This window comes from Achromobacter sp. HNDS-1 (assembly GCF_040084795.1).
Lineage (GTDB): Bacteria > Pseudomonadota > Gammaproteobacteria > Burkholderiales > Burkholderiaceae_B > Achromobacter > Achromobacter ruhlandii.
This window is the reverse complement of sequence record NZ_CP157584.1, coordinates 5,074,742-5,094,613: the sequence shown is the minus strand read 5'-3', so window position 1 is coordinate 5,094,613 and position 19,872 is coordinate 5,074,742. Positions and strand designations below refer to the sequence as shown.

Sequence of the window (19,872 nt, the reverse complement as noted above, 5' to 3'; positions counted from 1 at the left end):
ATCGACGGCGGAATGCCGCAAGTACGAGGATATCGACAGAGTGGCCGGGTCACAAGCCGAACCCGGCGGCCCGCGCGCGGATCAGGGGCCGGAACCGGACGCGGCGGGCGTCTCACTGGCGGCCGGATCGTCCGCGCCATCGTCGACCGCCACGCCCTCGGCGCCCAGCAGGCGCAGCGCCTCGGCCTCGGGCAAGGCCTCGACGCTTTTCAGGTTGCGCAGCATGGCGCGCGTGCGCACCTCGGTCTGGCCGATCTTGCTGCTGGCGGTGTCCAGCGTTTTCTTGACGCCGGCCAGCGCGTCGCCGAACTTGCCGAACTCGGTCTTGACCGCGCGCAGCACCTGCCAGACCTCGGATGAGCGCTGCTCGATGGCCAGCGTGCGAAAGCCCATCTGCAGGCTGTTGAGCAGCGCCGCCAGGTTGCTGGGACCGGCCACGTTGATGCGCAGGTCGTGCAGGCGGTCCAGCAACCCCGGACGCCGCAGCACTTCGGCATACAGGCTTTCGGTCGGCAGGAACATGATGGCGAAATCGGTGGTGTGCGGTGGCGCCACGTACTTGTTGGCGATCAGCCGCGCCTGCAGTTCGACCGCCTTGCCCAGCGCGGCGCCGGCCGCCTTCACGCCCTCGGCGTCGGCGGCTTCCTGCGCATCCATCAGGCGCTCGTATTCCTCCTTGGGAAACTTGGCGTCGATCGGCAGCCAGACCGGCGCGCCGCCATCGCCCCGCCCCGGCAGGCGGATGGCGAACTCGACCACCGCGTCGCTGCCCGGCACCGGCTTGATGTTGGCGGCGTACTGCTCGGGGGTCATGTTGTCTTCGATCAGCCTTGCCAGCTGCACCTCGCCCCAGGTGCCGCGCGACTTGACGTTGGTCAGCACACGCTTGAGGTCGCCCACGCCGGCGGCCAGCGCCTGCATCTCGCCCAGGCCCTTGTGAACGGCTTCGAGGCGGTCCGATACCTGCTTGAAGGATTCGCCCAGGCGCTGCTCGAGCGTGGCGTGGAGCTTTTCGTCGACGGTGCGGCGCATGTCGTCGAGCTTGGCGCTGTTGTCATTCTGCAACGCTTGCAGGCGCTGATCAACCGTGGTTCGAACCTCCATCAGGCGCCGCTCGTTGATCTGGATCAGGCCCTGCAGCTGTTCGCCGAAACCGGCCGCGAAACGCGCCAGCGACTCGGCCGACTCGGCCCGCGCCGCCTGCGCATCGCGCGTCAGGGCGGCGCGCAGGTCGCCGTGCGACTGGGCCAGTTCCTGCCGCAGACCGCGAGTGGATTCGGCGAACTCGGCGCGCAGGCCGCGCTGGCTTTCCGCCATGTCGGCGCGCAGGGCCCGTTCGGTGCGCTCCAGGCCTTCCAGCAACGCATCGAGCCGGTCGTCGCGCGCCGGCCGCGACAGCCAGGCCAGCAAGGCGATCAGGCAGGCCAGCACCGCGCCGCCGGCGGCAACCCAAAGCAAGACATCATTCGACAAAGTGGCCCCTTCAAAACGCCGCGCGCCCACGCCGGGCGCCTGAAATTATAGGACTGTGATCCGGCCCCGGTAGTCATCGGAAACGACTTCCCGGCCGCTTTAAAGGCGAAAAGCAAGCAACGGCATTAAACTGTTAACAACTTACCTATAACCTTAAAAACAGTTGAATACAGCTGATCTCCCAACGTTCTGTCCGCCCCCCGTAGCCTTCGACTCGGTCTTCGGCCCCTTGGATCTCGATGACGAGACGCCGGTCGCGATGGGGGGCGACCGCCACATCTTCCAGCACCCCCATGCCCCCTCCCTGCTGGTCAAGGTCATGGACATGCAGGCGCGCGCCGTCTACCTGGAAGCCCGTCCGTTCAAGCGCTGGTACAAGCAGTACCAGCGCGAAAGCGCATACCGCGTCTATCTGAACGAAATCACCGAATACGTCACCACCACCACGCGCCCGTCGGGCGTGTGGCAGGTGCCGATGGCGCGCATCCTGGGCGTGGCGCAGACCTCGCTGGGCCTGGGCCTGCTGGTCGAGAAGATCACGGACGAGGCCGGCAACATCGCGCCCACGGTGGCGGACCTGGCGCGCCAGGGCAAGATGAACGACACCTTGTCGGCACAACTGGACGAATTCGTCGAGGACCTGGCCGACGCCCACGTGGTGCTGCACGACCTGTCGCCCAGCAACATCGCCTGTGGCCAGAATGCCGACGGCAAGTCGGGACTGTTCCTGATCGACGGCTTCGGCGTGCTGCCGCTGGTGCCGGTATACGCCTGGAGCAAGCGCCTGAACCGCAAGCGCATCCAGCGCAAGTACGCCGACATGCGGGCCGCCATGGCCCGGCGCGCCCGCGAAGCGGCGCTCAGGGCGGCGAATCGGGCCGACGGCCCCAAGACCTGACCTGAATCGCTTCCTCAGGGCGTCCGCTTGAGCGGCGCTCCCTGGCGGTCCACCCAGTGATAATCGCGCCCCGCCACTTGCCCGCGGCGCAGGGGATTGCGGGTGCACCACGCCGCGTAGGCCGGATCGACGTAACGGTATTCCAGGTGTTCGTCGCGTCCGGCGGGAATGCCCAGCCGGGTAGTGCTGATGAGCACCTGGGGCGACTCGCCCACGTCCTCGACGTACAGCGCCTCGGGATCGAAGCGTCGCGCGTCCCAGTCCGGCACTTTCAGACCCAGCGCGCGGCACAGCAACGTCTGGCCGGCGCACAGCCGGCCCGGCGGCCGCGGCCGCCCCTGGGCGTCGGGGTTCAGGGCCTGCATGCGGGCCAGCGCGTCGGGACCGGACAGGGCGTCGACCCAGGGATAGGCGGACTTGATCAGCACGGCATTGCCGGGACCGCCGGCGCTGAAGTTGAGCGAGTCGCCGCCGCGGGCGTAATACATGTAGACCACGCCGCCGTCCATGAACAGGGCGCGGCGCTTGTGGGTGTAACCGAGCGAGGCGTGGCTGCCCTTTTCTTCCAGGTAGTAGGCCTCGGTCTCGATGATGCGCGCCGACAGCCACAGGCCGTCGACCCGATGGCGCACCACCTTGCCCAGCAGTTCGCGCGCCAGCTGGCGCGCATCGCGATTGAAAAAGGCATCGGGCAACGCCTTGCCGGCGCCGCGCGATGCCTTGTCGGCCCTGGCCGCCACGGGATCAGGCGAAGCGTTCGCCGTAACGCTTTTCGCTGAAACCGACGCCGACCTCGCCATCGGGCGTCACCGCCACCGGGCGGCGCACCAGCGCCGGGAACTCGGCGATCAGCTTGGTCCACTGGGCGTCGGTGCTGGCCGTCTTGCGCTCGTCCGGCAGGTTGCGCCAGGTCATCGAGGCGCGGTTGACCAGCTTTTCCCAGCCGCCGAGCTGGCCGGCCCATTCCTTCAGGGTGGCCGCCGGCACCGGATGATCGCGATAGTCGATGAACTGGTGGTCGACGCCGTGCGCGGTGAGCCACTCGCGCGCCTTGACGCACGTGCTGCACTTGGTCAGGCCATACAGGGTGGTTTGCTTCATTTGGGTTCGGACTCCTTGCGCCATTGCATGCGGTTGGCCAGGATGACGCAGGTGCCCACCGCCAGGATGAACAGCGTCGCCAACGCATTGATCTCGGGTTTCAGGCCCAGCCGCACGCGCGAGAAGACTTCCATCGGCAGCGTGCTGGAGCTGGGGCCGGACAGGAACGACGCCAGCACCACGTCGTCCAGCGACAGCGTGAAGGATAGCAGCCAGGCCGAGGCCAGCGCCGGCGCGATCAGCGGCAGCGTGATCTTGAAGAACACGGTGATGGGCGTGGCGCCCAGGTCCAGCGCGGCCTCTTCGAGCGAACGGTCGAGGTCGCGGATGCGGGTCTGGATCACCACCGCCACGAAGGCCATGCACAGCGTCACGTGGCCGACCCAGATGGTGAAGATGCCGTTCTCGGCCGGCCAGCCGAGGTGGCCGCGCAGTTCCACGAACATCAGCAGGAGCGAGATGCCCAGCACCACTTCGGGGATCACCAGCGGCGCGCTCAGCATGCCGACGTACAGCGCGAAGCCGCGGAAACGGCCCATGCGCCCCAGCACGTAGCCGGCCCAGGTCCCGATGATGACGGCCGCGGTGGCCGTCATGGCGGCAATGCGGAACGACAGCCAGGCCGCGCGCAGCAGCGCATCGTCGTTGAACAGCGAGTGGTACCAGCGGAACGAGAAACCGGTCCAGGAAGTGACGGCGGGCGACTCATTGAACGAGAACACCATCAGGCTGATGATGGGCACGTACAGGAAGAAGTACCCCAGTCCCAGCACCACGGCGCGCAAGGTCTTGTTGGGACCGTTCATTTGCGGCCTCCGCTGGCCAGTTCCTGCTGCTTGACCTGGTTGTACTGGAACAGCGCCAGCGGCACCAGCAACAGCAGCACCATCACGCAGGTCACCGCCGAGGCCATCGGCCAATCGGTATTGTTGAAGAACTCGTTCCACATGACGCGGCCCATCATCAGCGTGTTGGCGCCGCCCAGCATTTCGGGGATGACGTATTCGCCGACCGCCGGGATGAACACCAGCATGGCGCCGGCGATCACGCCCTGGCGCGACAGCGGCACGGTGATCTGCCAGAACGCCTGCCATGGCTTGGCGCCCAGGTCGTAGGCGGCTTCCAGCAGGCGCAGGTCCATCTTCACCAGCGTGGCGTACAGCGGCAGGATGAAGAACGGCAGGTAGGCATAGACCATGCCGATGTACACGGCCAGGTCGGTGCGGTAGATCTCCAACGGGCTGGAGATGATGCCGAGCCATTGCAGGAAGTTGTTCAAGAGGCCGTCGTTGCGCAGGATGCCGACCCAGGCGTACACGCGCAACAGCAGCGAGGTCCAGAACGGCAGGATCACGCCCAGCAGCAGCAGGTTGCGCACGCGCGGCGACGAGCGCGCGATGTAGTACGCCATGGGATAGCCGATCAGCACACAGGCCAGCGTGGTGATGGCGGCGATCTTGACCGAGCTGAGGTAGGTGGCGAAGTACAGGCTGTCGGTGAACAGCAGGATGTAGCCGCGCAGGTGCAGGCTGAACTGCACCGCCTCGTCCTTGAATTCGGCCAGCGAGGTGTACGGCGGAATGCCGAACTTGAGCTCGGCGAAGCTGATCTTGAACACCAGCAGGAACGGCACCAGCAGGAACAGCACCAGCCAGGCGAACGGCGGCACCACCGCCAGCGCCCGGCCCGAGGGCAGCCAGTCGCGGGGCGAGAAGCGGCTCATGACGCCAGCACCGTCGCGCTGTCGGCGTCCCAGCTGACGAAGATGTCTTCGTCAATGCCCGGGGCGTCCAGTTGGGCCAGTTGCAGGCTGGGCACGCTGGCCTCGACCATGGCGCCGGAGTCCAGGCGGATCTGGTAGAGCGCGTAGCTGCCCATCCAGGCCATGTGGCTGACCATGCCGTGGGCCCAGTTGTAGTCGCCCGTCGGCTGTTCGCGCGACACCACCATGCGCTCGGGGCGGATGGAGACGTGCACGTCCATGCCCAGCGGCTCGCTGACGCCGTGGCTGACGTACAGCGGACGGCTCAGTTCGGGGCTTTCGATGGCGACGTGGTCGGGTTCATCGACCACGATGGTGCCGGTGAACATGTTGGTCGAGCCGATGAAGCTGGCGACGAAGCGCGAGTTGGGGAAGGCGTAGACATCCTGCGGCGTGCCGCACTGGACGATCTGGCCCTCGGTCATGACCGCCAGGCGGTGCGCCATGGTCATGGCCTCTTCCTGGTCGTGCGTGACCATGATGCAGGTCACGCCGACCTGCTCCAGGATCTTGACCAGCTCGATCTGGGTCTTCTGGCGGATCTGCTTGTCCAGCGCCGACATCGGCTCGTCCAGCAGCAGCAGCTTGGGCCGCTTGACCAGGCTGCGCGCCAGCGCCACGCGCTGCTGCTGGCCGCCGGACAGCTGATTGGGCTTGCGGCGCGAATAGCCGGCCATCTGCACCAGGTCGAGCGCCTCGAACACGCGGTCGTGGATCTCGGCGCGGTCCACGCCTTCCTGCTTCAGGCCGAAGGCCACGTTGGCCTCGACCGTCATGTGCGGGAACAGCGCGTACGACTGGAACATCATGTTGACCGGCCGCCGGTACGGCGGCACGTTGGTGATGTCCTCGCCATCGAGCAGGATCTGGCCCGAGGTGGCTTCCTCGAAACCGGCCAGCATGCGCAGCAGCGTCGACTTGCCGCTGCCGGAACTGCCCAGCAGCGCGAAGATCTCGTTGCGCTTGACCGAGAGATTGACGGAACGGACGGCGACCACGTCGCCGAAGATCTTGACCACGTCGGCGACGCGGACGAACTCGTCCGGATCGGCCGCATGCTGCGCCGAGTAACGGCTATCGCTCATGATGCTCAGCGCCCCGACTTCAGCTCGGCCCACATGCGCGTCTGCAGGCGCTGGATGTTCAAGGGCTGGGCCTTGATGACATACAGCGACTTGGAGACCTCGGGCGACGGGTAGATCATGGGGTTGTCGGCCACGTCCTTGACCACGTACTTGCGCGCCTCTTTGTTGGCGTTGGGGTAGAACATGGTGTTGGTGATGGCGGCGTGCACCTGCGGCGTCTCGATGTAGTTGATGAACGCCAGGGCCTCTTCGGGATGCGGCGCGTCCTTCGGAATGACCATCAGGTCGAACCAGGCCGGGGCGCCGCCCTTGGGAATGAAGTAGTTCACTTCATACGGTTTCTTGGCATCCTGGGCGCGTTTGCGGGCGATCATGACGTCGCCCGAGAAGCCGTAGACCATGCACAGGTCGCCCACGGCCAGTTCGTCGATGTAGCCCGAGGAGCTGAACTGGCGGATGTACGGGCGGATCTGCTTGAGCACGTCCAGCGCGGCCTTGTAGTCGTCCGGGTTGGCGCTGTTGGGGTCCTTGCCCAGGTACTTGAGCACCGCCGGGAACACCTGCGCGGCCTCGTCCAGCATCGAGATGCCGCATTCCTTGAGCTTGGCGGCGTTCTCGGGCTTGAAGATCATGTCCCAGTTGGCCAGGTCGACGTTGTCGCCCATGATCTGCTTGACCTTGGTGACGTTGTAGCCCAGGCCGTTGGTGCCGTAGCCCCACGGAATGGCGTATTCGTTGCCGGGATCGACCGAGGCGACCAGCGCCATGACGTCGGGATCCAGGTACTTCCAGTTGGGGATCTTGGACTTGTCCAGCTTCTGGAACAGGCCGGCCTCGATCTGGCGCGAGGCGTAATGCGTGGACGGGACAACGACGTCGTAACCCGATTTGCCGGCCAGCAGCTTGGCCTGCAGCGTGTCGTTGCTGTCGTAGACGTCGTAACGGACCTTGATGCCGGTTTCCTTCTCGAAACCCGAGATCGTGTCCGGGGCCGTGTACTCGGCCCAGTTGTAGACGTTGACGACCTTGTTCTGCGCCATCGCCGCCGACGTGGCTGCCGCGACCAGCATCGTCCCCAGCGCCCAGCGCATTCCCGCCCGTAGTTTCATTACCAGCCCCCCAGCGATATGCCGTAAGTTACAGGAGTACCAAAAGGCGGAATCATAAAGCCTTTTAGCGCTGGCCTGCCCAACTTTACCGGGAGATTTAGCGTAATTTGGCGCAATTGGGCCCGGATCAGGCCCGTGGCGCGGCCCACCTCAGGGCTGTACGCCGACCCCCCAGGCGGTCCAGTAGCTATCGCGCAGTTTGAGCCAGAAACGCTCGCCGTCCTCCCCCGCCACTTTGACCAGGGAGCGGCGCAGGCGTTCCAGGTTGCCCTGGCGCTGGCGGTCGGACAGGCCGCCCTGCGTGCCGCGGTCGAAATCGATCAGCCAGACCCGGCCGTCCGAGCCGATCAGGATGTTGAAGGCGTTCAGGTCGGCGTGCCAGACGCCGGCCCGGTGCATGCGCACGATGGCCTCGGCCACCGGCTGCCACAGGGGTTCGGCCAGCGCCTGGGCCAGCGGCCGCACGCCCGGGATGCGCTCGACCACGATGGCGGCGCGGTAGGTCGGGCCCTGGCGCCAGTAGGCCGCGGCCAGGGGAGCCGGCACCGGCAGCCCCTGGCCGCGCATGGCGGCCAGCAGGCGGAACTCACGGAAGCTGCGGGTGCGGGCCTCGCCCGCCCACAGATAGGTGTCGCGGGTGAGCTTGGCGATCAACCCGCCGCGCCGGTAGCGCCGCAGCACGCCCTGCCAGCCCGGCCCCTGCACGAACCACGCCGCCTGGCGGCCGCCGGCGTCCACCGGCCGGGCGCGCTCGCCATAGTGGGCCGGGTTGAACAGTTCGGGGCCGGATTCGCCCAGGCGCGGATCGGCCAGCATGGCGCCGGCCAGCGGTGCCGGCCAGCGGTGGCGCCGGGCGCCGGAGGGATCCCGCTCAACCTTCACGGTTGCGCATCCAGTCGGCCACGCCGAAGAACGATTGCAGCAGGCGCTCGACCAGGGCGGGGTCGATGCCCTCGTCCTCCATGGCGCGGCCCATGCAGGCCACCCATTGGTCGCGCTCGATCTCGCCGATCGAGAACGGCAGGTGCCGCGCCCGCAGGCGCGGATGGCCGAAGCGCTCTATATAGTGGTCCGGGCCGCCGAAATAGCCGCACAGGAACCAGAACAGCTTGTCGCGGGCCTGGTCCAGGCTGGGGCCATGCGCGGCGCGCAGTTCCTTCAGGTCCGGCTCCATGTCCATCAGGTCATAGAAACGGTCGACCAGGGCGCGCACGCCGGGCTCGCCGCCCAGGAGATCGAAAATGCTGCGGGAGGTTTCCACGGGTTCGGCAGGGGTTTGGACGGAAGTCGTCATCAGGTTTCTCTCAGGGTGACCAGCGGCGGGGTGCGCAGCACGCCGCGCAGCGCCAGCGCGCCACCGGCCCAGGCGCCGAGCATACCCGCGCCGACCCCCACCAGCCAGGGCCAGAGGCTGAGGGTAATCGTGAAATCGAACACCTGGGTTGATAAAACCCAAGCGATCGCGCTGGCGCCGGCGGCCGCCAGCAGGCCGGCCAGGCCGCCCACGGCCCACAGCTCGATGCGCTGCGAACGCGCCAACTGGCGCCGGGTGGCGCCCAGCGCGCGCAGCACCGCGGCTTCGCGCATGCGTTCGTCGCGGGTGGCGGTCAGCGCGGCCGACAGCACCAGCACGCCGGCCGCCAGCGTAAACAGGAACAGCAGCTGCACCGCGCGGCCGACCTCATTGAGCACCGACTGCAGCTGTTGCAGGATGGCGCCCACGTCGAACACCGTCAGGTTCGGGAACTGCCGCACCAGCGCGGGCAGCACCTGGGCCTTTTCCGGCGGCAGGTAGAAGGACGTGATCCAGCTTTGCGGCATGTCGGCCAGGGTCTCGGGCGTGAGGATGGCGAAAAAATTGACGCGCATCGTATCCCAATCCACCCGCCGGGTGCTGGAGACGGCCACCTCGAACTGCTGGCCGGCCACGTCGAAGGTCATCTTGTCGCCCAGCTTGATGCCCAGGGTCTTGGCCAGGCCCGACTCCAGCGACACCTCGGCCGAGCCCGGCTTGAGCCAGCGGCCCTGCTCGATGCGGTTGGACGACGGCATCTGCTCGCCGTAGGACAGGTTGAATTCGCGGTCCACCAGGCGCTTGGCGCGCGGTTCCTCGTAGTCGTCCGGTCCCACCGGCTTGCCGTTGACGGCGATCAGGCGGCCCCGCACCATCGGCGACAGCACGATCTGGCCCAGCCCCTCGCGGGTCAGCGCGTCGGTCACGGCCTGGCGCTGGTCGGGCTGCACATTGATGAGGAAGCGGTTGGGCGCGTCCGGCGGCAGCGTGCGCTGCCAGCCCTGGATCAGGTCGGTGCGGGTCATGGCCAGCAGCAGCAGGGCCATCAGGCCCACCGCCAGCGCGCACACCTGGGTGATGGTGGCGGCGCGCCGGCGCACCACGCCGGCCAGCGCGAACCGCAGCGCCGGCAGGCCGGCGGCCAGGCCGCGCAGGCGCGCCAGGCCCAGGATGCAGAGCCAGGCCACCAGCGCGAACAGCGCGAACGCCCCCAGGAACCCGCCCGCCACCACGCCGCCCAGCTTGGCGTCGCCGGCGAACCACCAGATCAGCAGCGCGAAGCCGACCGCGCCAACGCCGTAGCCGAGCGCGCTGCGGGCGCTGATGACGTCGGCGTCGCGCCGCAGCACCCGCGCCGGCGGCACGTGGCGCAACTGCGCCAGGGCCGGCAGGGCAAAGCCCAGCAACAGCAGGAGGCCGGTCAGCAGGCCCTGCAGGGCCGGAATGGCCGAGGGCGCGGGCAGCGTCGTGTCGATCAGCGTGCCCAGCAGCATCACCAGCACCTGGTGCACCGCATAGCCCAGCAGGCAGCCCGCCGCCGAAGCGAACAGGCCGACCAGCGCGAATTCCAGGGTCAGCATGCGCGAGACCTGCGACTGCACCGCCCCCAGGCAGCGCATCACGGCGATGCCGTCGCGATGCCGGGTCATGTAGCGGCCCGCCGCCAGCGCCACCGCCACGGCCGAGATCAGCACCGCCAGCAGCGCCACCAGCGACAGGAAGCGCTGCGCCCGGTCCAGGGTGCGGCGCACCTCGGGCCGGCCCGATTCCAGCGTGGCGACCTTCTGGCCGCGCTTGAGGTTCTGGCCCAGCCAGGCCGAGTAGCCGGCCACCGCGTCCGGCTGGCCCGCCACCAGCAGGGCGTAGCCGATGCGGCTGCCGGGCGCGATCAGCCCGGTGGCCGGCAGGTCGCTGGCGCGCAGCATCACCCGCGGCGCGACATTGACGAACTGCATGCCGCGGTCCGGCTCATAGGTGATGACCCGGTCGATGCGCAGGTGGGCGTCCCCCACGTTGAGGGTGTCGCCGACCTTCAGGCCCAGCAGCGACAGCAGTTGGCCGTCCACCCAGACCGCGCCCTCGGGCGGAATGTCGCGGGTGGGACCGTCGGGATTGAACGGCGCGTCGGTCACCCGCAGGGCGCCGCGCAGCGGATAGCCCGGTTCGACCGCCTTCAGGGCCGCCAACTGGGCGCCGTCGCCGGCGCTGACCATGGACGGGAACTGCCAGGTATTGGAGACGGACAGGCCCCGCTCGCGGGCCTGATCGAGGAAGGCCGCCGGCACCGGTTCGTCCGCGTCCAGCACCAGGTCGGCGCCCAGCATCTGCCCGGCGTCGCGCTCCAGCGCCCGGCTGACCCGGTCGGCCAGGAAGCCGACGCTGGTGACGGCGGCCACCGCCACCACCAGGGCCAGCACCAGCAGCCGCAGTTCGCCGGCGCGGGCGTCGCGCATCATCATGCGGGCGCCCAGCGCCAGGGTGGTCCAAAAGCCGGGGCGCCTGGCCCGTGAGACATCAGGGAAATCCATCATCTGCCAATGTTAACCAACGGCCGGAATGGGGGCCGAATCCCGCTATCATGCGCGAAGCGCCTTGCGGCGCCGCACACCCACTGAAAAAAATACCGAATCCCTGGAGAAGACAATGCGTAAATCCTGGCTCGCGGCCACGATCCTGGCCGCCTGCGCGGTCGCCGCGCCCCTGGCCGCCTCGGCCCAGACTCCCCTGAAGATGGCCTATGCCCTGTCCACGTCGTCGCACTATGGCGCCGGGGCCGACGCCCTGGCCAAGTCGATCGAGGCGTCCAGCAACGGCAAGTACAAGGTACAGCAATTCGCCAACAGCGCGCTGGGCGGCGAACGCGAGGTGATCGAAGGCCTGCAGATCGGCACCATCGACCTGGCGATCGTCTCGACCGGCGCCACCCTGAACTTCGTGCCCGAGACCGGCGTCTTCGACATCCCCTTCCTGCTGCGCGACCTGCCACATGCGCGCAACGTGCTCGACAGCAAGATCGGACAGGATATGCTGGCAAAGTTCCCCAGCCGCGGCATCATCGCGCTGGCCTGGGGCGAACAGGGCTTTCGCCACCTGACCAACAACGTGCGCCCGGTCAAGACGCCGGCCGACGCCAAGGGCCTGAAGATCCGCACCACGGAAAATCCGATCCACATCACCGCCTTCCGCCAGATCGGCATCCTGCCGACCCCGATGGCCTGGCCGGAAGTGGCCACCGCCCTGCAGCAGGGCACCATCGACGGCCAGGAAAACCCGCTGTCGGTGATCACCTCGGCCAAGCTGTCGCAGATGCAGAAATACCTGTCGCTGACCGGCCACGTCTACGGCCCGGCGCTGGTGCTGATGTCGGCCAACGTCTATGACGGCCTGTCGGCCGACGACAAGGCCAAGTTCGACAAGGCCGGCAAGGAATCGGCCCAGGCCATGCGCGCCTACGTCGACAACATCGAGAAGACCGGCGTCGAGCAGCTCAAGAAGGAAGGCATGCAGGTCACGGAAGTCGACCGCGCCGCCTTCGCCGCCGCCGTCGAGCCGGCTTACCCCGAGTACTACAAGAAGTTCGACAAGAAGCTGATCGAGTCGATCCGCGACACCAAGTAAGCGCAGGGGCCGGCGCGGCCGCGGGCGGCGGACGGAAACGGTTTCCGCCCGCCCCCTGCCGCCGCGCGCCCTGTCATCCGCCTCTGGAAATCCTCATGCGTCTGCTCTGCGCCTTCGACCGCGTCCTGTTCAAACTGGTGTCGGTCATCGCCCAACTCCTGCTGGTGGCCGCCGCGGCCGCCGCCTTCTACCAGGTCATCGCCCGCTTCGTGCTGCATTCGCCCGCCGACTGGAGCGAGGTGCTGACCCGCGCCCTGCTGATCTGGACGGTGCTGCTGGGCGTGGCCCTGGCCTTCCGCCACGGCGCCATGATCAGCGTCGAACTGCTGCGCAACCTGCTGGGCGGCATGCGCCGCCGCGTGCTGGAGGCCGTCATCGGCCTGATCTGCGCCGGCTTTCTCGGCTTCATCGCCTGGATCGGCGGCCAGATGACCTACCGCGTGCGTTTCCAGAACGTGCCCAGCCTGGACATCTCGATCTCCTGGATCTACCTGGCGATCCCGGTGGGCGCGACGCTCGCCGCCATCGCCGTGCTGGCGCGCTGGTGCGCCGGCGAGGAAGACAACACGCCCGTGCGCAACGACGCGCAGGGTTGAGCCCCGGTCCCGAATCCAAGCAGCCGATATCGCCATGTCCCAATTAATGATTGTCTCGATGCTGATTTTCTTCGGGCTGTCCGTGCCGGTCGCCGTATCGATCGGGCTGGCCAGCCTGGCGGGGGTCGGCGCCGCCAACCTGCCCTGGCTGGTGGTGGCCCAGCAGCTTTATGCCGCGCTGGACAAGTACCCGCTGGTCGCGATCCCGTTCTTCATCCTGGCCGGCAACCTGATGGAAGCCGGCGGCATCTCCGAACGCATGGTGGAGTTCGCCAAGAGCGTGGTCGGCGGCATCCAGGGCGGCCTGGCCTGCACCTGCGTGCTGACCTGCATGATCTTCGCCGCCGTGGCCGGCTCCAGCGTCGCCACCACCTTCGCGGTGGGCGCCATCCTGATCCCGGCCATGATCCGCCACGGCTATCCCGCCCCCTTCGCCGCGTCATTGCAGGCCAGCGCGGCCGAGCTGGGCGTGATCATCCCGCCGTCGATCCCGATGATCCTGTTCGCGGTGTCCACCGACACCTCCACCGGCGAGCTGTTCATCGCCGGCGTCATGCCCGGCATCCTGATCGGCCTGGCGCTGATGTTCTACGTCTGGTTCTACGCCAAGCGCAACAACCTGGGCAAGCGCGACGGCGAAGGCCGCCTGCCGCTGTGGCCAGCCTTCAAGCGCGCCTGGCTGGCGCTGATGATGCCGGTGATCATCCTGGGCGGCATCTACGGCGGCGTCTTCACCCCGACCGAGGCCTCGGTGGTGGCGGTGATGTACGCGGTGGTGGTGGGCAAGTTCATCTACCGCCGCCTGAGCTTCAAGCAACTGTCGGACACGCTGCACAAGTCGGTGGTGTCGACCGCCGTGATCATGTTCGTGATCGCCAACGCCGGCGTCTTCAGCTTCCTGCTGAACCGCGCCGGCATCCCCGATGCGCTGGGCGTGTGGCTGGCGCAGCTGTTCGACACCCAGTTCTCATTCCTGATGGGCGTGAACCTGGCGCTGTTCGTGATCGGCATGTTCATCGAGACCTCGGCCTCGATCGTGGTGCTGGCCCCGCTGCTGCTGCCGGTGGCGCTGAAGTTCGGGCTGGACCCGGTGCACTTCGGCATCATCATGGTGGTCAACCTGGCCCTGGGCATGATCACGCCGCCGTTCGGGGTGAATCTGTTCGCGGCCTGCGCGGTGGCGAAGCTGCCGCTGGAGCGGTTGATCAAGCCCTTGATTCCGTTTGTGGGGGTGGTGATTGTTTGTCTGATGGTGATTACTTATTGGCCGGGGTTGTCATTGGGACTACGGGATTTGGTTTATTCGAAGTAGGTTTATTGATTGCGGTGGTGGCTTCGTAGGCCGCCTGTTGCGGCGGGGTGGCCGGGTGGGGCGCCAACGATTGCGGTCCGGAGCGTTCGCTCCGGACTGCCCCATCCTCATCCTCGTAGTCGCCTGCGGCGACTGCCTTCGGATTCCGTCGGGCGCATCGACGGCGCCCCACCCCGCCCACCCCCCCCCAACAGGCTACCGGCTTCGAGGTATGGGGCGCTGCTACATCGAGGTGTGGGGAGAGAGATTTGCGGGGCCCGCCCCAGGCCGGCCGCGCGGGCGGCCTTTTGGGGCTTACGCGGGGTCTTGCGATTGGTGATGCCGCTGCGCGCTTGCGGGGAATGGTGCGGAGGGAGCCGCCTCAAAGCGGCCGCGCGGGCGGCCTGATGAAGCCTACGCGACGTCTTGCGATGCGTGATGCCGCTATCGCGTGTGGGAACGGCGAAATCGAGTGCTATTGAGAGATCGTTGGCACCAAGACTGTTTGTGGTCGGCGCGCGAAACTCGCCACGCGCAACACAGCCGACATCGCGCCGACCACCACCGCCCCTCCCCCTGACGTGCGGAACCACCAGAAAACCGCTCGCCACCCGCGCACAGCGCACCCGCCCCACTTTCAGATGCACAGACGCCCAGCGTGGCCGCCCGCGCGGCCGCGATGGGCAGCCCTGCAGGTTTCATGCCCTGCACACAAGTCTAGCAACGCAACAAGCCAAGACGCTCGTAGCCCCTCGGTCGGGCGGACCCGATGGCGGGCAACCTCGATGCGCCCGACGGAATCCGAAGGAGTCGCCGAAGGCGAGGACGAGGAGGAGGCAGGGGCAGTCCGGAGCGAACGCTCCGGACCGCAATCGTGGGCGCCCGCCATCGGGTCCGCCCGACCGAGGGGCGACCTACGAAGACCGCTCCCGCACCAAAACCCCACCAGGAAAGCCATCAAGCCGCCTGCAGAACCGCCCACTCCACGGCATGACACCGCACCTCACGCCCGCCAACAACCGCCACCTCAGGCGCCCTCTCCCGACACACCGCCCTCGCATTCGGGCACCTCGGATGAAACGTGCACCCGCTCGGCGGCTGAATCGGATTCGGCACCTCGCCGCCCATCGGCTCGCGGTCGCGCCTGGGGGAGTCCAGATCTGGAATCGTATCCAGCAGCATTCTTGTGTACGGATGTTCCGGCGCATCGAACAACTCGTCCGCCGGCGCCTGCTCCACGATCCGGCCCAGGTACATCACCGCCACCCGGTCCGACACGTGGCGCACCACCGACAGATTGTGGCTGATGAACACATACGTCAGGCCGAACTCCTTCTGCAGATCGCCCATCAGGTTCAGGATCTGCGCCTGCACCGACACATCCAGCGCCGAGGTCGGCTCGTCGCACACCAGGAATTCGGCCTGCGTCGCCAGCGCCCGCGCGATCGAAATGCGCTGGCGCTGGCCGCCCGAGAACTCGTGCGGATAGCGCGACGCGTCGTTCGGCGACAGGCCCACCAGGGTCAGCAGCTCCTCCACCCGGCGCCGCGTATCCGCCGGCGTGGCGCGCAGGCCCAGCGTGACGATAGGCTCGGCCACGATCGCGCCCACCCGCCAGCGCGGATTCAGGCTGGCGTACGGGTCCTGGAAGATCATCTGCGGATGCAGCGCGCCGCCCGTGCGGCTGCGGCCATAACGCAGCGTGCCGCGGGTCGGCGCCACCAGGCCCACCAACAGCTTGGCCAGCGTCGACTTGCCGCAGCCGGACTCGCCGACAATGCTCAGCGTGGTGCCGCGCGGCACCGCCAGCGACACGCCGTCGACCGCCTTGAGCGTCTGCGGCGGCTGGCGCGACAAGGTGCGTTCGAGCCAGGGCGGCGAAACGTCGAACCAGCAGGCCAGGTCATCGGCCCGCAACAGGATGTCATCGTCATGCGGCATGGGCAACGCCTCCTTGGTGCAGCCAGCAGGCGCTGAGGGTCGCGCCCGACGGAGTGGACGCCAGCGCCGGGCGGTCCATGCCGCAGCGCGGACCGGCCATGGCGCAGCGGGGATGGAACGCGCAGCCGTCCGGCATTGCGTGCAGGCGCGGCATGGCGCCATCGATCTGATTCAGGCGCGCGGCGCGCTGGCGCAGGCCGGGAATCGCGTTCATCAGGCCCTGCGTATACGGATGGCCGGGACGCCGCAGCACCTCCAGCACCGGGCCGATCTCGACGATGCGGCCGGCGTACATCACCGCCACCCGGTCGGCCGTCTCGGCGATCACGCCCATGTCGTGCGTCACCAGCAGCACCGAGGTGCCCTGCTCGCGGCACAGCCGGCGCAGCAGCGCGGTGATCTGCGCCTGCACCGACACGTCCAGCGCGGTGGTCGGCTCGTCGGCGATGATCAGCCGCGGCCGCGCCGCCAGCGCCAGCGCGATCACCACCCGCTGGCGCATGCCGCCGGAGAACTGGTGCGGATAGTGGTCGATGCGACGGTCCGCCGCCGGAATGCCGACCGCCAGCAGCAGTTCGAGCGCGCGCTGGCGGGCCGCGGCGGCCGACACTCTGTCGTGGTGGCGGATGGTCTCGACCAGTTGGTCCCCCACGGTGAACAGCGGGTGCAGACTCGTCAGCGGATCCTGGAAGATCGCGCCAATCTCCTTGCCGCGCAGCTGCTGACGCGCGCGGGCCGGCAGGTTATCGATGCGGCGGCCGGCCAGGTGGATCTCGCCGCCGCCCAGGCGGCCCGGCGGTTCCAGCAGGCCGATCACGGCCATGCCGGTCAGCGACTTGCCGGCGCCGGACTCGCCCACCATGCCCAGGATCTCGCCCGGCTGGATGTCGAAACTGATATCGCGCGTGGCCACCAGGAGGCCGTGGCGGGAAGGAAACTCCACCGACAGGCCGCGCACCGACAGGGTGGGCGCGGCGGGATTCGGAACGGTCGTCATGACGGGCTCCTGGGAAATCTCGGGTAGCTGGAGGAAAAGATCTCGTCGACCGGCGGATGGCCCCAGGTGCGGTCGGGGTAGCGTGCCACCAGCCGGTCGAACTGCGCTTGCGCCTGGTCCTGCGCCAGCCGGGCATCGAAGCCGGGAATGCGGCCATTGACCATGACGAAGCGGCCGTCGATCACCACCTGCGACACGTCGCGGCCGCTGCCGCCGACCATCAGCGTCTGAATCGGATCGATCAGCTGGCCGTTGCGGTCGTGGGAAAAATCGAACACCACGATGTCAGCCTTGGCGCCCGGCGCCAGCCGCCCCAGGTCGGCGCGGCCCAGCGCGTCGGCCCCGCCCAGCGTGGCGGCGTCGTAATAGTCTTCCGAGCGCACCGCCTCGGTGGATTGGTCCATCACCCGGCACAGCATCATGCCGACCTGCATGTTCAGCACCATGTCCGGCGGCCAGGTGTCGGTGCCCATGCCGATCTTCACGCCCAGCTTGCGATAGCGGGCGAACGATTCCAGCGTGGCGCCGTGGCGCGCCGACACCAGCGGACAGTGCACCACCGTGGCGCCGCCGTCGCGGATGATCTCCAGGTCCTGCCCCGGCCGCTCGATCTGGCGCGAGCCGGACACGTAGGTGCCGTGCGGCAGCAGCGCGCGCTCGGACAGGAAGCCCAGGCTGCGCAGCCATTCCGGCGGGCTCATGCCGTGCTGCGCCAGCACCAGGTCGTATTCCAGGCGCGACTGGCAGCAATGCAGGCGGATCGGGATGGCGCGTTCACGCGCCGCGGCAGCCGAGGCGCGCAGCAGCTCGGGCGTGCAGGTCTCGATGCGGTCCGGCGACAGCATGGCGCGCACCCGGCCGTCGTACAGGCCCTCGACCTCGTCGGCGAACGCCACCGCCTGTTCCAGCCCGGCCATGCCGCGCGCCGCGTCGTAGTGGCAGCGGATGCGCCCTTTCCCGTCCACATAGGTGTGGCCACTGCGATAGGCCGGCCCCAGGTAGACGCGCAGCCCCAGTTCGCCGGCGGTGCGCGCCGCCGACAGGAATTCATCGCGGGTCTCGCCCCACACGCGGTAGAACAGCGAGGCGATCGGCAGCGCGGTGGTGATGCCGTTGCGGATCAACTGGGCGAAGGCGTAGCGCTTCTGGAACGCCAGCTCGTCCGGCGTATACATCTCGTACGGACCGCGCCGCATGTACGTGTCGGGCCAGATGCGGCCCTTGCGCCAGGCTGGCGAGTTGTCGAAACCCAGGATGGTCGTGTCCAGGTCAGACAGCGCGTCCAGGTCGACGAAGCCCGGGCCGATCAGCGCGCGGCCGTAGTCGTGGCGCCGCGCCACCGCGCCGGGATAGCGCGAGCCGACATAGACGATGCGGTCGCCCTGGAACACCACCTCGCCGTTCTCGTAGAGGCAGTGGCGGCCGTTTTCGTGGCCAACCACCCAGCGCGCGGTCAGCAGCGTGGCGTCGTCGCGGGCGGCCATCACGGCGCCTCCGCCAGCGCGCGGCCATCGCGCGCCACCACCTGGCCGCGCTTGACCACCAGCTTGCGCACCGGGCGCGAGACGATCGCCTCGGCCACCGTCTCGGCGTCCACCAGCACGAAGTCGGCGTGGCAGCCCGGCGCCAGGCCGTAGTCCGCCAGGTCCATGACGCGCGCATTGCCATAGGTCGCCACATGCAGCGCCAGCGCCAGTTCGTCGTCGCGGCGGAAGTTGTTGCGCAGGCCCACCAGCATGGCACGTTCCAGCATGTCGGGCTTGCCGTAGGGGCCCCAGGTGTCGCGCATGCCGTCGTTGCCGGTACAGACGGTGACCCCGGCCGCGTGCAGCCGCGCCACGTTGGGCACCGGACGCGAGGCCGAGCCGGTCGTCATGATATGCACGCCCGCCTCCACCAGCCCGTCCACCAGCCCCTGTACCGCCTGCGCGTCGGGCATGCCCAGGCAGAACGAATGCGACAGCGTCACCTTGCCCTGCATGCCCAGCGCCAGCACCCGGTCGATGGTCATCTGCATCGAGAACGCGCCGAGTTCGCCGGCTTCGTGCAGGTGGATGTCGATCGGCTTGCCGTGCTTGTCGGCCAGCGCGAAGATCGCGTCCAGATGGCCCTTGGGGTCGCGGTCCATGCCGGCCGGGTCGAGCCCGCCGACCACGTCCGCCCCCATCCGCAGGGCCTGCTCCATCAGTTCCAGCGTGCCCGGGCGGATCAGCAGCCCGCTCTGCGGAAAGGCCACGATCTGCACGTCGATCTGGTCGCGGTACTGGTCGCGGGCGCGCATCACGCCCTCGATCGCCGCCACGCCAATGTCGGTGTCCACGTCGACGTGGCTGCGGATGTGACTGGTGCCGTCGGCCACCGACATCACCAGTTGCCGCGCCGACTGGCGATAGGGATCGATCCCCAGGCGGCGCTTCTCGGCGCGCTCGTTCACGATCTTGTCGATCAGGCGCGGGCCCACCTCGTTGCGGTACCAGGGCATGCCGTACAGGGTCTTGTCCAGGTGCGCGTGGGCGTCGATCAGGCCGGGCAGCAGCAGCGCGCCGCCGCCATCGACGCGCGGCACGCTATCCGGCACCGCGCCGTCCATGGCCGCGAAGCGGCCGTCGCGCACCAGCACCGAGGTGGCTTCGCCACCCGCCGGCCGCACGTGGGTATACAGGGTTGCGTTGTCCATGGTTCTCTTGTCTCCGTGTTCTTGCCGCGC

18 protein-coding genes are annotated in these 19,872 nt (G+C 68.2%); 4 read left to right on the top strand and 14 right to left on the bottom strand.

What is annotated here, in order from left to right:
- Positions 1-81: 81 nt before the first annotated feature.
- Entirely contained in the window at positions 82-1,431 is a 1,350-nt protein-coding gene (rmuC, locus tag ABFG95_RS23570; RefSeq protein ID WP_231891745.1) for a DNA recombination protein RmuC, read from the bottom strand.
- Between the two features lie 205 nt (positions 1,432-1,636).
- On the opposite strand from rmuC, the gene ABFG95_RS23565 reads away from it, so the two are divergent.
- On the top strand, positions 1,637-2,371 hold the full coding sequence (locus ABFG95_RS23565) for a PhoP regulatory network YrbL family protein (RefSeq protein ID WP_341461516.1): 735 nt from the start codon (positions 1,637-1,639) through the stop codon (positions 2,369-2,371).
- Positions 2,372-2,385: 14 nt separating this feature from the next.
- On the opposite strand, the gene ABFG95_RS23560 is transcribed toward ABFG95_RS23565, so the two are convergent.
- The 9 genes from ABFG95_RS23560 to ABFG95_RS23520 all read right to left on the bottom strand — a co-directional run bounded on the left by ABFG95_RS23560 (position 2,386) and on the right by ABFG95_RS23520 (position 11,253).
- Entirely contained in the window at positions 2,386-3,066 is a 681-nt protein-coding gene (locus tag ABFG95_RS23560) for a DNA-3-methyladenine glycosylase (protein WP_068959369.1), read from the bottom strand.
- Positions 3,067-3,115: 49 nt separating this feature from the next.
- Entirely contained in the window at positions 3,116-3,472 is a 357-nt protein-coding gene (locus ABFG95_RS23555; RefSeq protein WP_049072630.1) for a Spx/MgsR family RNA polymerase-binding regulatory protein, read from the bottom strand.
- A complete protein-coding gene (locus tag ABFG95_RS23550) occupies positions 3,469-4,278 on the bottom strand; it encodes an ABC transporter permease subunit (protein WP_006384055.1) in 810 nt (269 codons plus the stop codon). The genes ABFG95_RS23555 and ABFG95_RS23550 overlap by 4 nt, the downstream gene beginning before the upstream one ends.
- Positions 4,275-5,195 carry an ABC transporter permease subunit gene (locus tag ABFG95_RS23545; protein ID WP_049072628.1) on the bottom strand — a complete coding sequence of 307 codons (921 nt, stop codon included), beginning with the start codon at positions 5,193-5,195 and terminating at the stop codon, positions 4,275-4,277. The genes ABFG95_RS23550 and ABFG95_RS23545 overlap by 4 nt, the downstream gene beginning before the upstream one ends.
- On the bottom strand, positions 5,192-6,319 hold the full coding sequence (gene potA / locus ABFG95_RS23540) for a polyamine ABC transporter ATP-binding protein (protein WP_068951450.1): 1,128 nt from the start codon (positions 6,317-6,319) through the stop codon (positions 5,192-5,194). The genes ABFG95_RS23545 and potA overlap by 4 nt, the downstream gene beginning before the upstream one ends.
- Before the next feature lie 5 nt (positions 6,320-6,324).
- Entirely contained in the window at positions 6,325-7,428 is a 1,104-nt protein-coding gene (locus ABFG95_RS23535; RefSeq protein WP_059269696.1) for a polyamine ABC transporter substrate-binding protein, read from the bottom strand.
- A gap of 150 nt (positions 7,429-7,578) precedes the next feature.
- On the bottom strand, positions 7,579-8,244 hold the full coding sequence (locus ABFG95_RS23530; protein WP_278991964.1) for a 3-deoxy-D-manno-octulosonic acid kinase: 666 nt from the start codon (positions 8,242-8,244) through the stop codon (positions 7,579-7,581).
- Positions 8,245-8,299: 55 nt separating this feature from the next.
- On the bottom strand, positions 8,300-8,722 hold the full coding sequence (locus tag ABFG95_RS23525; protein ID WP_080977355.1) for a group II truncated hemoglobin: 423 nt from the start codon (positions 8,720-8,722) through the stop codon (positions 8,300-8,302).
- A complete protein-coding gene (locus tag ABFG95_RS23520) occupies positions 8,722-11,253 on the bottom strand; it encodes an FtsX-like permease family protein (protein WP_059269694.1) in 2,532 nt (843 codons plus the stop codon). The genes ABFG95_RS23525 and ABFG95_RS23520 overlap by 1 nt, the downstream gene beginning before the upstream one ends.
- Before the next feature lie 112 nt (positions 11,254-11,365).
- Between ABFG95_RS23520 and ABFG95_RS23515 the strand changes: the two genes are divergently transcribed.
- From ABFG95_RS23515 to ABFG95_RS23505, 3 genes are all read left to right on the top strand, one after another.
- Complete coding sequence (locus ABFG95_RS23515) at positions 11,366-12,340, top strand: TRAP transporter substrate-binding protein (protein ID WP_049072622.1); 975 nt, start codon at positions 11,366-11,368, stop codon at positions 12,338-12,340.
- 95 nt (positions 12,341-12,435) lie between these two features.
- Entirely contained in the window at positions 12,436-12,936 is a 501-nt protein-coding gene (locus tag ABFG95_RS23510) for a TRAP transporter small permease (protein ID WP_047993506.1), read from the top strand.
- Between the two features lie 34 nt (positions 12,937-12,970).
- Complete coding sequence (locus tag ABFG95_RS23505; protein ID WP_049072616.1) at positions 12,971-14,248, top strand: TRAP transporter large permease; 1,278 nt, start codon at positions 12,971-12,973, stop codon at positions 14,246-14,248.
- A gap of 936 nt (positions 14,249-15,184) precedes the next feature.
- On the opposite strand, the gene ABFG95_RS23500 is transcribed toward ABFG95_RS23505, so the two are convergent.
- Genes ABFG95_RS23500 through ABFG95_RS23485 form a run of 4 tightly spaced genes read right to left on the bottom strand, consistent with a single transcriptional unit; the run spans position 15,185 to position 19,842 of the window.
- Entirely contained in the window at positions 15,185-16,168 is a 984-nt protein-coding gene (locus tag ABFG95_RS23500) for an oligopeptide/dipeptide ABC transporter ATP-binding protein (protein ID WP_278992935.1), read from the bottom strand.
- Complete coding sequence (locus tag ABFG95_RS23495) at positions 16,158-17,165, bottom strand: ABC transporter ATP-binding protein (protein ID WP_049072612.1); 1,008 nt, start codon at positions 17,163-17,165, stop codon at positions 16,158-16,160. Before ABFG95_RS23495 ends, ABFG95_RS23500 begins: the two co-directional genes overlap by 11 nt.
- On the bottom strand, positions 17,162-18,649 hold the full coding sequence (locus ABFG95_RS23490) for an amidohydrolase family protein (protein WP_278992936.1): 1,488 nt from the start codon (positions 18,647-18,649) through the stop codon (positions 17,162-17,164). Before ABFG95_RS23490 ends, ABFG95_RS23495 begins: the two co-directional genes overlap by 4 nt.
- Positions 18,649-19,842, bottom strand: coding sequence for an amidohydrolase family protein (locus ABFG95_RS23485; protein WP_278992937.1), 1,194 nt, complete (start codon positions 19,840-19,842; stop codon positions 18,649-18,651). Before ABFG95_RS23485 ends, ABFG95_RS23490 begins: the two co-directional genes overlap by 1 nt.
- Positions 19,843-19,872: the final 30 nt, after the last annotated feature.

What these genes read in the sequence shown, in the direction of transcription:
- ABFG95_RS23515 (WP_049072622.1), top strand. Translation starts at nt 11,366, where the DNA reads ATGCGTAAATCCTGGCTCGCGGCCACGATCCTGGCCGCCTGCGCGGTC.
- ABFG95_RS23530 (WP_278991964.1), bottom strand. Translation starts at nt 8,244, where the DNA reads ATGCTGGCCGATCCGCGCCTGGGCGAATCCGGCCCCGAACTGTTCAAC.
- ABFG95_RS23550 (WP_006384055.1), bottom strand. Translation starts at nt 4,278, where the DNA reads ATGAACGGTCCCAACAAGACCTTGCGCGCCGTGGTGCTGGGACTGGGG.
- ABFG95_RS23535 (WP_059269696.1), bottom strand. Translation starts at nt 7,428, where the DNA reads ATGAAACTACGGGCGGGAATGCGCTGGGCGCTGGGGACGATGCTGGTC.
- ABFG95_RS23525 (WP_080977355.1), bottom strand. Translation starts at nt 8,722, where the DNA reads ATGACGACTTCCGTCCAAACCCCTGCCGAACCCGTGGAAACCTCCCGC.
- ABFG95_RS23510 (WP_047993506.1), top strand. Translation starts at nt 12,436, where the DNA reads ATGCGTCTGCTCTGCGCCTTCGACCGCGTCCTGTTCAAACTGGTGTCG.
- ABFG95_RS23495 (WP_049072612.1), bottom strand. Translation starts at nt 17,165, where the DNA reads ATGACGACCGTTCCGAATCCCGCCGCGCCCACCCTGTCGGTGCGCGGC.
- ABFG95_RS23490 (WP_278992936.1), bottom strand. Translation starts at nt 18,649, where the DNA reads ATGGCCGCCCGCGACGACGCCACGCTGCTGACCGCGCGCTGGGTGGTT.
- ABFG95_RS23545 (WP_049072628.1), bottom strand. Translation starts at nt 5,195, where the DNA reads ATGAGCCGCTTCTCGCCCCGCGACTGGCTGCCCTCGGGCCGGGCGCTG.
- ABFG95_RS23520 (WP_059269694.1), bottom strand. Translation starts at nt 11,253, where the DNA reads ATGATGGATTTCCCTGATGTCTCACGGGCCAGGCGCCCCGGCTTTTGG.
- ABFG95_RS23500 (WP_278992935.1), bottom strand. Translation starts at nt 16,168, where the DNA reads ATGCCGCATGACGATGACATCCTGTTGCGGGCCGATGACCTGGCCTGC.
- ABFG95_RS23505 (WP_049072616.1), top strand. Translation starts at nt 12,971, where the DNA reads ATGTCCCAATTAATGATTGTCTCGATGCTGATTTTCTTCGGGCTGTCC.
- ABFG95_RS23555 (WP_049072630.1), bottom strand. Translation starts at nt 3,472, where the DNA reads ATGAAGCAAACCACCCTGTATGGCCTGACCAAGTGCAGCACGTGCGTC.
- ABFG95_RS23485 (WP_278992937.1), bottom strand. Translation starts at nt 19,842, where the DNA reads ATGGACAACGCAACCCTGTATACCCACGTGCGGCCGGCGGGTGGCGAA.
- potA (WP_068951450.1), bottom strand. Translation starts at nt 6,319, where the DNA reads ATGAGCGATAGCCGTTACTCGGCGCAGCATGCGGCCGATCCGGACGAG.